The organism is Stenotrophomonas sp. TD3, assembly GCF_001939825.1.
GTDB lineage: Bacteria > Pseudomonadota > Gammaproteobacteria > Xanthomonadales > Xanthomonadaceae > Stenotrophomonas.
Window position 1 is genome coordinate 3,213,557 of the sequence record NZ_MOYM01000001.1, and the last position, 12,820, is coordinate 3,226,376.

Consider the following 12,820-nt stretch of genomic DNA (forward strand, 5'->3'; position numbering starts at 1 on the left):
CTCGGCTCTACAGGTGCGGGGCGATCATGCCCCGCGCCTGATCAGAACGACCAGGTGAACGTCAGTGAGCCGTTGCGGCCATCACCGAACGCGCCGTAGCCGTTGATCTGCGACAGGTACTTCTTGTCCAGCAGGTTGTTGAGGTTGGCCTGCACGCTGAACTCCGGCGAGATGCGGTAGCGCACGAAGGCGCTGACCAGTGCGTAGCCGCTCTGCTCGATGCGGCCGTAGGCCGGTACCGGGTAGTAGATGCGGTTCTGCCAGTTGGCACCGCCACCGACGGTCAGTTCCTGCAGCGACTGCGGGGTGTAGCTGGTGAACAGCTTCAGTGCGGTCTGTGGCAGGTTGGTGTTGATGTCGGCGCCGTTGATGTCCTTGGCCACATAGCGCGAAGCACCGAAAGTCGCGTTCCAGCCGGGTGCCAGTTCGCCGTTCAGCTCGAACTCGAAGCCACGGCTGACCGTGCCACGCGCGGCGCGATAAGCGAACTCGTTCTGGCTGCCCTGCACGGGTTCACCCGTGGCCTGGCCGACGTTGTCCTGTTCGATGCGGAACACGGCCAGCGAGGCGTTCAGGCGATTGTCGAACCATGCGCCCTTGACGCCCACTTCGTAGCTCTTGCCATCGACCGGATCGAGGTAGCTGCCGTTGCGGTCCTTCAGCGTCTGCGGCTGGAAGATCTCGGTGTAGCTGGCATAGGTGGAGTACGTGCCGTTGATGTCGAACACCAGGCCGGCGTAGGGCGTGGTGACCTTGTGCGCACGGTCGGCGCCTTCGCCCTCGCTCTTCCAGTCGGTGTAGCGGGCGCCGATGATCAGCTTCAGCGGGTCGGCCAGTGACAGGCGTGCGGCCGCGTAGCCGGCCTTCTGGGTGATGGTGCCCTCGCTGGCCAGTGCCAGCGGGTTCCAGTTCGGTTCGCTGATGTTGCCCGTCCAGTTCAGATAGCTGGCGAACGGGTCCCAGGTCTGGCCCGCGCCACCGACCTGGTAGTCGCCGTAGTTGGCGTACTCGCGCTTGTTGTAGCTCAGGCCGGCCATGAACTGGTGCTCGCGGCCGAACAGCTGGAACGGACCATCAACGTAGCCGTCGACGCCGGTGACCTTGCGCTCGGTGTTGTAGAAGCCCGCGGACGGCGAGATGCCCGTGCCGGTGGCCTTGTCGAAGTTCGATGCGCCCGTGGTCCAGTCGTTGTAGGCCGGGTAGAACAGCTTGTCGTCGGCCTTGGTCTCATCGTGCGTGGCACCCACCTTGAACTTCCAGCCGTTGCTGAAGGCGTGCTGCAGGGTGGCGAAGGCACGCTTGCTGGTGGTATCCCAGTAGGTCCAGTTCGGGCTGGCGTTGAACGATTCGTCGTAGCCCGTGCGCGAGCCATCGGAGTACAGCATCGGGAAGCCGCCCCAGGTCGCGCCATTGGCGCGCTTCTGCTGGTAGTCGTAGCCCACGCTCAGCTGGGTATCCGGGGTCAGGTCGGCGTCGATGACGGCGTAGCCCAGCGTCTTGCGCTGGTTGTAGCGGTCCATCTGGCCGTCGGTGTCCAGGTAGCTGCCGATCACGCGGCCGCGCACCGTGCCACTGGCGTTCAGTGCGCTGCCCACGTCCACCGTGGTGCGGGTGCGGCCCCAGCTGCCCACGTTCACCGATACGCTGCCGGCCAGCTCTGCGCTGTCGGCGTGCTTGCGCACCAGGTTGACCGACGCCGACGGGTTGCCGGCGCCGCTGAGCAGGCCGGTGGCACCGCGCACCACTTCCACGCGGTCATACAGCGCCAGGTCCAGGCCGGAATCGCCGTAGCTCCAGTTCTGCACCATCTGCGTCGGCAGGCCGTCGAACTGGTAGGCATCGATGTAGAACCCGCGCGCGTAGAACTCGGTGCGCTCGCTGTCGGACTGGGTGCTGGTCACGCCGGTGGTGTTGGCCAGCACGTCGATGATGTCGTCCAGGTTCTGATCTTCGATGCGCTGGTGGCTGATGATGCTGATCGACTGCGGGATCTCGCGCGGCGCCAGGTCGAAGCGGGTACCGGCCGAGGTGCGGCGCACCGAATAGCCTTCGGCGCGTTCGCCCTTGACCACCACCTTGTCGAGCGTGGTCGGGTCGGCGGCGGTGTCGGCGAAGGCGGCCGGGGCCAGGGCGCAGAGTGCAACGAGCACGGCAACGGACAGCCGCTGCGGCTGCGGGGTACGGATGGCGGAACGGGTCATGGGGGTCCTGGACGAGCACGCGCGCTCGGCCGGCATCCAGAAGGCGAGGCGCTACGGGTGGGAAACGGGCGGGCAGGCCGTCCTGGCACCACCGGAAACGAAAGAAATGGTAATACGAACTATTCCTATTTACAAATCCTGAACGATTGGGCCCGCTGCCCCGGGGTATCGAGCTGGATTGACGCTACAAACCGGGTTCAGTGCAGCAGCGGCAGTGGATCGCGCGCGCCGTCGGCGCCGTAGATGCCCCAGTGCAGGTGCGGCGGCGTGCCCTTGGCGTTGCCGCTGTCGCCGACGTTGCCAAGCAGGTCGCCGGCCTGGACCACCTGGCCGCGTGACAGGCCCTCGGCCCAGTCCTCCAGATGCGCGTAGTAGTAGCGTTCGCGCCCGGGCCCGATCACCCACACCTGGCGGCCACCGAGGCCGCGGTCGCTGACATCCACGACGACGCCGGCCGTGGCACTGCGCACCGGGGTACCGCGCTTGGCGAAGATGTCGATGCCGGCGTGGGAACGGTCACGGCCACGCGGCGCGCCGAAGGTATCGGCGATCTGGCGGGGGCGCACGCCGTCCACCGGCACCGGCAGCTGCGTGGCGGCCGGCATCCGCGAGAGTGTCCACAGCAGCTTCGGTGCAGCGGCCCATGGGCTGTTCCACAGCATCAACGCGGCGACGATGGCGATGGCCAGCCATAGGCCACGCAGCAGCCAGCGGCGCAGGCGACGGGCGGGGGAGGGCGATGTGTTCATGGTCTCCGACTGTAGCGTCGAGCCCTGCTCGACGGCTGTTGCTTTGCGGTCAAAAAGCAGTCGAGCATGGCTCGACGCTACAGAACCGGCAGCAGCGGCACTTCGAAACTGCGTTTCAACGTACCCAGCGCGACCGACGTTCTGAAGCGTTCGATGTTGTCATCGCCACCGAACAACCGCTCTGTGATCGCCTCGTATTCCTCCATCGACGCCGCCGAAAGCAGCAGCAGGAAATCGCCGTCGCCGGTGATCGAGTAGCACTGCTGCACGGCAGGATCGTCCTGTACGCGGCGCTTGAACGGCGCCACGCGCTCGCGCTGCTCGCTGACCACGCGCACCTCGACGATGATGGTCAGCGGCCGGCCGATCTTTGCGGCATCGATCACTGCCACATTGGCCGCGATCACGCCGCTGTCCTGCAGGCGCTTGATGCGGCGCTGCACGGCCGGGGTGGACAGGTGCACGGCCTCGGCGATTTCGCGCTGCGGCAGGGTGTTGTCCCGCTGCAGCAGGTCGAGGATGGCGCGGTCGAAACTGTCGAGCACGGGGGCGGTGGCCATGGCGAGCAGAAATTGCACGAACGGGCCGTCAATTGAGCCAAGTGCTCGGCGCCGGCGCAATAGACTTTGCGCATGCAGACCTCACGACTCGCGCCGATGTTGCCGGCGCTGGCGGTGCTTGGCTCGGTCACCTCGCTGGCCATCGGCACCTCCTACGCAAAACACCTGTTCCCGCTGATCGGCGCCCAGGGCACCAGCGCGCTGCGCGTGGGCTTCTCGGCGCTGTTGCTGCTGCTGTTCTGGCGGCCGTGGCGCTGGAAGACCAGCCGCGTGGATGCGATCACCATCCTGCGCTACGGGCTCACCCTGGGCCTGATGAACCTGCTGTTCTACATGGCCCTGCGCACGATTCCCTTCGGCATCGCGGTGGCCATCGAGTTCACCGGGCCGCTGACGGTGGCGATGCTGTCGTCACGACGACCGATCGACTTCGTCTGGGTGGGCTGTGCGGTGGTGGGGCTGTTGCTGCTGCTGCCGCTGGGCGGCGGCCCCGCGTTGGACCCGGCTGGCGTGCTGTATGCGATGGGCGCAGCGGCGTGCTGGGGCCTGTACATCGTGTTCGGCAAGCGTGCCGGCCACCTGCACGCCGGTCATTCGGTGTCGCTGGGGTTGCTGGCGGCCTCGCTGGTGGTGGTGCCGGTGGGCGTGGTGCATGCCGGTGCCGCGCTGCTCGATCCGAAGATCCTGGCGGCCGGCCTGATGGTGGCGCTGGTGTCCAGTGCGATCCCGATGTCGCTGGAGATGATGGCGCTCAAGCGCCTGCCCAAGGAGACCTTCGGCATCCTGATCAGCATGGAGCCGGCGGTGGCCGCGCTGTGGGCGATGCTGTTGCTGCACGAACACCTGCACGGGCTGCAGTGGCTGGCGATCGGCTGCACGGTGCTGGCCTCGGTGGGCAGCACGATGACCGCGCGACGGTTGAAGGTGCCGGTGGTGCAGGCCGGGTAGCGGCGGAGAGCGTGCGGACCAACGGTCCGCACCTACCAGGGCGGCGGTTCAGCGCAGGGCGTTGGCCGGGACATCGATCGCCATCGCCAGCGCGAGGTGATCGGAGAACGCGGCCGGTACGGCTTCCACGGTGCGGGTTTGCAGGCCACTGCTGACCAGGATGTGGTCGATGGCGCGGTCGGGGCGCCAGCTGGGGAAGGTCGGCACGATGCAGCCGGGGGGCTGCAGCCGGGTCTTCTGGTACAGCACCTGCATTTCCGGGCGTTCGGCCAGGCAGTTGAAGTCGCCCATCAGCACCGCGTTTGGGTGGTCGGACAGCAGTTCGGCGATGAAGCCGAGCTGCGACATCCGTGAGCCTGCGCCCAGCGACAGATGGGCCACCGCCACCGCGAGGCCATCGGCACCGTCGCCGAACTTGGCCAGCAGCACGCCACGCCCGCCGATGCGACCGGGTAGGGCGTGGTCCTGCACTTCCACCGGTTCCAGCTTGCTCAGCAGGCCATTGGCGCTGGAGGCGACCCCGCCCATGCGCCGGTTTGGCTGGTGGCTCCAGTAGTTGAAGCCGGCGCGCTGGGCCAGGTAGTGGGTCTGGTTGGTGAAGCCCGAGCGCAGGCTGCCCGGGTCGGCCTCCTGCAGGCCGACGATGTCATGTTCGCGCGCCAGGGTGGCGATCGCGTCCAGGCTGCTGCGCTTGCGACCCGCCGGCAGCGCATGTGACCAGCTGCGGGTCACATAGTCGCTGTAGCGGCGGGTACTTGAGCCGGCCTGGATGTTGGCCGTCAGCAAGCGCAGGGTCCGTGTACGGGGGGAATTCACGGCCGGGAAACGCTTCTCTTGGATCAGTGAGCCTGGGCCGCACCGCGTTCGCGGGCGATCAGGTGGTCGGCGATGCGCAGCATGTCCGGGAAGCTCTTGCCCTTCACCAGGTACTTGCCGTTGACGATGATCGACGGGGTGCCGCTGATCTGGCTGCGCTGGGCGAACTGCTTGGCCGAGTTGGTCTTGGCATTCACTGCGAAGCTGCCCATGGTGGCGGCGAACTGCTTCGGATCCACGCCGTAGGCGGTGTAGAACTTGGCGATGTCTTCCACCGAGTCACGGCCGCGCTCGCCCTTCAGGGTCTTCTGCGAGTGGATGGCGGCGTACAGCGCTTCGTGGGTCTTTTCCTGCACGCCCAGGGTCTGCGCGGCGTAGAAGGCACGGGCGTAGTCATCCCAGGTGCCGCCGAACATGGCCGGCACGTAGACGAAGTTCACGTCGCTCGGCAGGCCTGCCTTCCACGGGCCGACCAGCGGCTGGAACGCGGCGCAGGCCGGGCAGACGTAGCCGAAGATCTCGGTCACTTCGATCTTGCCGGCAGCGGGCTGGAACGGCTGGCCGTTCGGGATCACCTGGTAATCGGCGCCTTCCACCGGGGCCGGGCCGGTCAGCGCGGCGGTGGTCGGGGCCGGCGCGGCGGCGGGGGCGGCTTCGGCCGGGGCCTTCTCGCCTTCGGCGGCAGCCGGCGCGGCGCCTTCGCTGCCCGCAGCCGGTGCGGCGACCGGTTCAGTGGTGGCGGCCGGGGTGGCTGCCGGTTCGGCCGGGGCCGCGGTGGTGTTGGTGCTGCCGTCGTCGGCCTTGCAGGCGGCCAGGATCGGCAGCAGCGCTGCGAGGGCGAGGGCGTAACGGATCTTCATGGAAACGTCTCCAGCATCTGGAATGGTGGGGCCGGCGGCAGGCGCCGGCCAGAGGGAAATGATGACACGCGGCGGCGACAGTGCCGTGTCGGTGGTGGGGCTGGGTTCAGCGGCCGCGGGCAGCGCGGGCCTGGGCGATCAGCGCCGAGGCGATGCGCAGCTGGTCGTCGAAGCTGTTGCCGCGCACCAGGTACTGGCCGTTGATGATGATGGCCGGGGTGCCCGGAATCTTGGTGCGCTGGGCGAACGCGCGCGCGGCCTCGACCTTCTTCTGCACGGCATCGCCGCGCAGGGCCTGGATGTAGCGGTCCGGGGTCACGCCGTAGGCCTTGTAGAAGGTGGCGAGCTCATCGGCCGAGACGTTCTGCATCGGCAGCGAGCCCTGTTCGTGCAGGGCCTTGAACACGGCGGCATGGCTGCGCTTGGCCACGCCGACTTCGTCGGCGGCGTAGTAGGCCAGTGCCCAGGCATCCCAGGCGCCGCCGAAGGCCGCCGGCACCGGGGTGAAGCGCACGTCGGCCGGCAGCTTGGCCGCCCAGGCTTCCAGCTGCGGTTCGAAATGGGCGCAGTGCGGGCAGGTGTAGCCGAAGACCTCGACCACCTCGATCTTGCCGGCCAGCGGCTGGAACGGGCCCGGCTGGGCGATGCGCTCGTAGTCTTTGCCCTCGACCAGCGGGGCATTGGCGGGGGTGGCGGCGCAGGCTACCAGCGGCAGCAGTACCAGCACGGACAACAGCAGGCGGGAAATCAACCTCATCGACACGCATCTCCGTTGAAAAAAGCAACGCCGGCGCAGCCGCCGGCGTGAAGGAAACATACCGCAGCCGCGGGCCGAGGTGGCGGCCCGGGCCGACCAGTGGTGGTCAGGGGGCGGCAGCCGGTTGCGTCGGCGTGGCTGCAGTGGCCACATCGTCGGCCTTGTTGTGCAGGCCCTGCAGGTAGCTCGACAGCGCCTGCACCTCCTGCTCGCTGAGCTTCTGCGCGACCGTGGCCATGATCTGGAAGTGCGCCTTGTCGGTCTCGCTGGTCTGGCCGGCCTGGTACTCCTGCAGGCGGCGCGCGACATAGCTGGCGTGCTGCCCACCGAGGTGCGGATAGGCCGGGCCGGGATTGCCGGCACCGCTGGGGCCGTGGCAGGCCATGCAGGCCGGCAGGCCGCGCTTGGCGTCGCCGCCACGGTACAGCTGCTGGCCGATCTCGTAGAACTTCATGCCCTTGTAGGGGCCCTCGGTCACCGCCGTGTCATCGGCGATACCAGCGGTGGCTTTCTGCGTGGCGAAGAACGCGCCGATGTCGCGCATGTCCTGCGGGGTGAGGTTCTGCACGAACGGCACCATCGCCACCGCCGCGCCGGAACTGCGCTGGCCGTTGGCGATCAGGGCCATCTGCTGGGCCACGTAGCGTTCGCTCTGGCCGGCGATGGACGGGTACATCTCCACCGTGGAATTGCCGTCGGCACCATGGCAGGCCGCGCAGGCCGTCGCCTTGGTCTGGCCTGCCTTGGCATCGCCCCAGTGGGTCTTGCTGAAATCCACCTCCAGCGAGGCGGTACGGATCGGCCCGTTGTCGGGTAGCGGGGTCAACGTGGTCTGCGCGAACGCAGCAGCGGCAACGACTACAGCAGTGGCAAGGGCGGATACGGCAAGAACGCGAGCGTGGCGCATGCTAAAGCTCCGTATGGACCGGGCCGGGCGGTGGCCGCCGGCATCGCCCGGATTATCAACGCCGTTTCCGCGCACGGTCAACGCAGCAGTGCAGCAAAATGGCCGCAGCGGCCGCCGGCACGGGCGCGCGGCGCCGCAACATGCGATCCTAGGCACATGTCATTGCTCATCGAACGCGCCCGTTACCACCTTTCGGCCCACAACGTGCGGCAGCTGCCGCCCGATGAAGGGGCCGAAGTGGCCTTTGCCGGCCGCTCCAACGCCGGCAAGTCCAGTGCGCTCAACGCGCTGACCCGCCAGAACGCCCTGGCCCGTGTCTCCAAGACGCCCGGCCGCACCCAGCAGCTGGTGTTCTTCCAGGTCACCCCGGAAGCGCATCTGGTCGACCTGCCCGGTTACGGCTACGCCAAGGTGCCGCTGGACCTGCAGGCGCACTGGCAGGCCTTCATCGACAGGTATTTCCGCACCCGCGAGGCCCTGAAGGGCCTGGTGGTGGTGATGGACATCCGCCATCCGCTGAAGGACTACGACCGGCAGATGCTGTCCTATGCCGTGCAGCGTGGCCTGCCGGCGCACGCGCTGCTGACCAAGGCCGACAAGCTCAGCCGCAGCCAGCAGATGCAGTCCCTGCAGAAGGTGCGCAAGGAACTGCAATCGGCCTACGGTGACAGCGTCAGCGTGCAGGTGTTCTCCGGCGAAGACCGTACCGGCGTGGACGAAGCCCGCGGCGTGATCGGCGGCTGGCTGGGGTTGGAATAAGGCCTTTCCGGTCGCCCGGCTGGCAGCCGGGCGCTACCCGATCGGATGGGTGCCGACCTTGGTCGGCACACCCTCACAACGGCGAATACTCCGCCGGCACCCACGCATAGGCCTGGCCCTCGCCACGCACATGGCCCAGACCGGGGAACGGCAGGTGCGCACCGGCCACCCACCAGCCGTTGGCGGTGGCCTGCTGCAGCAGGCCGCGACGGCTGGCGATGGCCGCCTTGCGGTCCGAATCGGCCTCGAACGCGGCTTCCGGGTGCGCGAACTGCACCGCATGGAAGTGCAGCACATCACCCCATACCAGCAGTGACTGGCCCTGGCTGTCGAACCGGTAGGAGACATGGCCGGGGGTATGGCCATGGGTGTCCATCGCCACCGCGCCACCGGGCAGCGCATCGCCGGGGCTGAAAGTGCGCAGGTGGCCGCTGGCCTGGTACGGCGCGACCGCGTTGCGCGCCAGCGGGAAGGCGAAGCGCACGCCCTTCGGCGCCGTGGCCTCGCTGGCCGGGTTGAGCCAGTAATCGGCATCGGCCTTGGACAGCCACACGGTGGCATTCGGGTAGGCCGGCTTGCCCTGCGCGTCGAGCACCCCGCACAGGTGGTCCGGATGGGCGTGGGTCAACAGCACCTCGTCCACCTCGGCCGGGTCCACGCCGGAGGCACGCAGGTTGCCCAGCACCTGGCCCAGGCCGGGGCCGAAGCACTGTGCGGTGCCGGTATCGACCAGGGTCAGGTGGTTGCCCTGGCGCACCAGGAAGGCGTTGATCGCGGTCTGCAGGCCCTTCTTGTCTTCGGGCACGTAGCGGCCCTCCAGCAGGCGGCTGACCAGTGTCGGTGGCACGTCGACCACTTCCTGCCGGCCCAGCGCGACCACGCCATCGAACAGGGCGGTGACCTGCAGCGCACCGACGCGCTGGTGGTAGACGCCGGGGACCTGCTGGGTGGGGGCGGGCGAGGTGGCTTCGGCCAGTGCAGCCAGCGGCAGGGATGACAGGGCCAGCAGCAGGGCGCCGCGCAGCGGCAGGGGACGCAGGGTCATGGCGGTTCTCGGTGGATGACGGGCGATTCCGTTGTGCCCAGCGTGCCGTGGCCGGCGTGTGCACGGCGCTCAAACCACTGCGCGGAATGCTCAGGGAAGGGGGTCTTGTCTGCAGGGCTGCAAGCCCTGCCGAACCCCCTCAAATGTCTGTGGGAGCCAGTCCATACTGCTCGGCGAAGCGCTTGCTGAAACTGGCCGCAGACCGGTAGCCCGCGCGTGCGGCGACGGTCTTCAACGGCAGGTCGGTGGTGTAGAGCAGCTGCATGCCATGCGCCAGCCGGGCCTCGGTGAGCAGCTGGCGCAGGCTGGTGTCCTCGGCCGCCAGGCGACGGCGCAGGGTCGCACCGCTCAGCGCGAACTGTTCTTCCACATCACGCGATTGCCAGTCGCGGGCTGGTTCGGCGGCGATGCGGTCGCGGATCTGTTCGCCCAGGCTTGGCGCCTGCGGCAGCAGCAGGTTGCCGTGGCCCTGCCGGCACAGGGTCAGCACGAGCGAGGCCAGGGCCAGCCGCGCGTCGCTGTAACGACCGTCCTGCAGCGATTGGCGCCACTGGCGCAGCACTGCGCCATGGTCGATCAACGGCAGTCGCGCCATCGCCTGGCCAGGGGCGGGAAGTTCCTCGCTCCACAGCGTGCGTGCGGCCGCCAGCACTTCGGCACACAGCGGCACGATGGCGCTGAGGTAGCGGCCACTGCGCGGATCGGGGCTGTTGACCACATCGATGCGGCAGCGCTGGGTCAGCAGCAGGATGTCGCCGGGGAAGAATTCCAGCGACTGGTGTGCGGTGCGCACCTGCTTGCGGCCTTCCAGCAGGATCGCGAACTGCGGTTGCGGAATCTCCACCGAACTGGCGCCATGTTCCCGGCGAGCGGTGATGCACGCATAGCCCTCGGCGCGTGCGCAGCCGGCCAGGCTGGCCATCTCGGCCAGCAGTGCGGTGGCCGGGGACAGCATGCCGGTCACGAGACGTGGGCACCGAGCAGGCGACCGACGCCTGCGGCCGCGGCCATCGCCAACGCGCCCCAGAACATCACCCGGATTGCGCCGCGAACAGGCGGTGCGCCGCCGGCCTGGGCCGCCATCGCGCCGGTCAGGCACAGGCCGAGCAGGGTACTGGCGGTGGTCATCACTGCGACCTTGTCGACCGGCGCGAGCAGGGCGGTCAGCACCGGCAGCGCCGCGCCACAGGTGAACGCACCGGCCGAGGCCAGCGCTGCCTGCAACGGGCGCGCGCGCAGGGTATCGGTGATGCCGAGTTCGTCGCGGGCATGGGCGCCCAGCGCGTCGTGGGCGGTGAGCTGTTCGGCCACCTGTCGTGCCAGGGCAGGCTCCAGGCCGCGGTGGCGGTAGATTGCGGCCAGCTCTTCCAGCTCGCTGTGCGGGTCTTCGTGCAGTTCGCGCTTTTCCATCGCCAGGTCGGCGTCTTCGGTGTCGGCCTGGGTCTGCACCGAGACATACTCGCCGGCGGCCATCGACATCGCGCCGGCCACGGTGCCAGCCACGCCGGTGGCCAGGATGGTCGCCGCGGAGGCGCCGCTGGCGGCCACGCCGACCACCAGGCCGGCCACTGAGACGATGCCATCGTTTGCCCCCAGCACGGCGGCACGCAGCCAGCCGACGCGCTCGGAGCGATGCAGTTCGGGGTGTCGTGAATGACGGCTCATGGCTCTGAGTGTACGAGGGTCAAGTGGGCGTCGGTAGGATGCTGAAACCTGCCACCGTCGCATGACGCAACGGGTCGCCACGCTATAGTGCGCCCTTGCGATGGAAGGCCCCGGGCCCCACATCCCCCGCCACTGTCCAGCGAGCCTTCCCCTTGTCGAGCCCCAGCCACGTCGCCGATACCCCCATTACCGACCGCTCGCAGCTGGTGGAGGTGATCGCCTCCGGCGAGAAGCCCCGCGCGCAGTGGCGCATCGGTACCGAGCACGAGAAGTTCGGGTTCCGCCTGGATGACCTGCGACCGCCGACCTTCGAAGGCGAGCGCGGTATCGAGGCGCTGCTCAATGGCCTGGGCCGCTTTGGCTGGGAGCCGGTGCAGGAGAACGGCAACACCATCGCCCTGCTGCGCGATGGCGCCTCGGTGACACTGGAACCGGCCGGTCAGCTGGAACTGTCCGGCGCGGCGCTGGAGACCATCCACCAGACCTGCGTGGAGACCGGCACCCATCTGAACGAAGTGGCGCAGGTGGCCGGCGAACTGCAGCTGGGCTTCCTCGGCATGGGTTTCCAGCCGAAGTGGAAGCGCGATGAAATGCCGTGGATGCCGAAGGGCCGCTACAAGATCATGCGCGCGTACATGCCCAAGGTCGGCTCGCTGGGCCTGGACATGATGACCCGCACCTGCACGGTGCAGGTGAACCTGGATTACGCCACCGAAGCGGACATGGTGAAGAAGTTCCGCGTGTCGCTGGCGCTGCAGCCGATCGCCACCGCGCTGTTCGCCGATTCGCCGTTTACCGAAGGCAAGCCGAACGGCTACCTGAGCTACCGCTCGCACATCTGGACCGACACCGACGCCGACCGCACCGGCATGCTCGACTTCGTGTTCGAGGATGGCTTCGGTTACGAGCGCTATGTCGACTACCTGCTCGACGTGCCGATGTATTTCTCCTACCGCGATGGCATCTACCACGACGCCAGCGGGCAGAGCTTCCGCGATTTCATGCAGGCCAGGCTGCCGGTGCTGCCCGGTGCGCTGCCCACGCTGCGCGACTGGTCGGACCACATGACCACCGCGTTCCCGGAAGTGCGCCTGAAGAAGTACCTGGAGATGCGTGGCGCCGACGGTGGCCCGTGGAGCCGCCTGTGTGCGCTGCCGGCATTCTGGGTGGGCCTGCTGTACGACGACACCGCACTGGATGCCGCCTGGGACCTGGTGCGGGACTTCACCCTGGCCGAGCGTCATGCACTGCGCGATGGCGTGCCGAAGCATGCGATGAACCTGCCGTTCCGTAATGGCAGCGTGCGCGACCTGGCCCGCGAAGCGGTGAAGATTTCCGTCGAAGGCCTCAAGCGCCGCGCGGCGCGCAACGCCGACGGCCAGGACGAGAGCAAGTTCCTGGACGTGCTGCAGGAGATCGTCGAGTCCGGCCTGACCCCGGCCGAGCGCAAGCTGGCGCTGTTCCATGGCCGCTGGCACGGCGATGTGGATCCGGTGTTCCGCGAGTTCGCGTACTGACCGCGATGCGGGGTTGCCCGCCAGCGACCGGCACTA

The 12,820-nt window shown here is 68.3% G+C and carries 13 protein-coding genes; 3 read left to right on the top strand and 10 right to left on the bottom strand.

The annotated features are described in order from the left end of the window. Positions 1-41: 41 nt before the first annotated feature. The 3 genes from fhuE to BKE09_RS14985 all read right to left on the bottom strand — a co-directional run bounded on the left by fhuE (position 42) and on the right by BKE09_RS14985 (position 3,510). Positions 42-2,201, bottom strand: a complete 2,160-nt coding sequence (gene fhuE, locus BKE09_RS14975; RefSeq protein ID WP_075676252.1) for a ferric-rhodotorulic acid/ferric-coprogen receptor FhuE — start codon at positions 2,199-2,201, stop codon at positions 42-44. Between the two features lie 197 nt (positions 2,202-2,398). Continuing rightward, positions 2,399-2,950, bottom strand: coding sequence for a M23 family metallopeptidase (locus BKE09_RS14980; protein WP_075676253.1), 552 nt, complete (start codon positions 2,948-2,950; stop codon positions 2,399-2,401). Between the two features lie 77 nt (positions 2,951-3,027). Next, positions 3,028-3,510: an Lrp/AsnC family transcriptional regulator gene (locus tag BKE09_RS14985; protein WP_014038477.1), complete on the bottom strand. Its 483-nt coding sequence runs from the start codon at positions 3,508-3,510 to the stop codon at positions 3,028-3,030. A gap of 72 nt (positions 3,511-3,582) precedes the next feature. Between BKE09_RS14985 and BKE09_RS14990 the strand changes: the two genes are divergently transcribed. Beyond that, positions 3,583-4,458, top strand: a complete 876-nt coding sequence (locus tag BKE09_RS14990) for an EamA family transporter (RefSeq protein ID WP_075676254.1) — start codon at positions 3,583-3,585, stop codon at positions 4,456-4,458. 48 nt (positions 4,459-4,506) lie between these two features. Here BKE09_RS14990 and BKE09_RS14995 read toward each other — a convergent pair whose 3' ends face one another. From BKE09_RS14995 to BKE09_RS15010, 4 genes are all read right to left on the bottom strand, one after another. After that, positions 4,507-5,244: an endonuclease/exonuclease/phosphatase family protein gene (locus tag BKE09_RS14995; RefSeq protein ID WP_170871753.1), complete on the bottom strand. Its 738-nt coding sequence runs from the start codon at positions 5,242-5,244 to the stop codon at positions 4,507-4,509. A 53-nt stretch (positions 5,245-5,297) separates the two neighbouring features. Further along, on the bottom strand, positions 5,298-6,134 hold the full coding sequence (locus BKE09_RS15000; protein WP_075676256.1) for a thiol:disulfide interchange protein DsbA/DsbL: 837 nt from the start codon (positions 6,132-6,134) through the stop codon (positions 5,298-5,300). 106 nt (positions 6,135-6,240) lie between these two features. Continuing rightward, positions 6,241-6,891 (bottom strand): thiol:disulfide interchange protein DsbA/DsbL, encoded by a 651-nt coding sequence (locus tag BKE09_RS15005; protein WP_014038474.1) that lies wholly within the window; start codon positions 6,889-6,891, stop codon positions 6,241-6,243. A gap of 106 nt (positions 6,892-6,997) precedes the next feature. Continuing rightward, positions 6,998-7,798 carry a c-type cytochrome gene (locus BKE09_RS15010; RefSeq protein ID WP_075676257.1) on the bottom strand — a complete coding sequence of 267 codons (801 nt, stop codon included), beginning with the start codon at positions 7,796-7,798 and terminating at the stop codon, positions 6,998-7,000. A 156-nt stretch (positions 7,799-7,954) separates the two neighbouring features. Between BKE09_RS15010 and yihA the strand changes: the two genes are divergently transcribed. Beyond that, positions 7,955-8,557 (top strand): ribosome biogenesis GTP-binding protein YihA/YsxC, encoded by a 603-nt coding sequence (gene yihA, locus BKE09_RS15015; protein WP_014038472.1) that lies wholly within the window; start codon positions 7,955-7,957, stop codon positions 8,555-8,557. A gap of 73 nt (positions 8,558-8,630) precedes the next feature. Here the strand turns inward: yihA and BKE09_RS15020 are convergent, their stop codons facing one another. The 3 genes from BKE09_RS15020 to BKE09_RS15030 form a co-directional block, all read right to left on the bottom strand. Beyond that, entirely contained in the window at positions 8,631-9,602 is a 972-nt protein-coding gene (locus BKE09_RS15020) for an MBL fold metallo-hydrolase (RefSeq protein ID WP_075676258.1), read from the bottom strand. A gap of 139 nt (positions 9,603-9,741) precedes the next feature. Further along, positions 9,742-10,566, bottom strand: a complete 825-nt coding sequence (locus BKE09_RS15025; RefSeq protein WP_083663101.1) for a helix-turn-helix transcriptional regulator — start codon at positions 10,564-10,566, stop codon at positions 9,742-9,744. Further along, entirely contained in the window at positions 10,563-11,267 is a 705-nt protein-coding gene (locus BKE09_RS15030) for a VIT family protein (protein WP_075676259.1), read from the bottom strand. The genes BKE09_RS15025 and BKE09_RS15030 overlap by 4 nt, the downstream gene beginning before the upstream one ends. Before the next feature lie 152 nt (positions 11,268-11,419). Between BKE09_RS15030 and BKE09_RS15035 the strand changes: the two genes are divergently transcribed. Then, the gene (locus BKE09_RS15035) at positions 11,420-12,784 is read left to right on the top strand and encodes a glutamate--cysteine ligase (RefSeq protein ID WP_075676260.1); all 1,365 of its coding nucleotides are present in this window, start codon (positions 11,420-11,422) and stop codon (positions 12,782-12,784) included. Positions 12,785-12,820 lie beyond the last annotated feature (36 nt).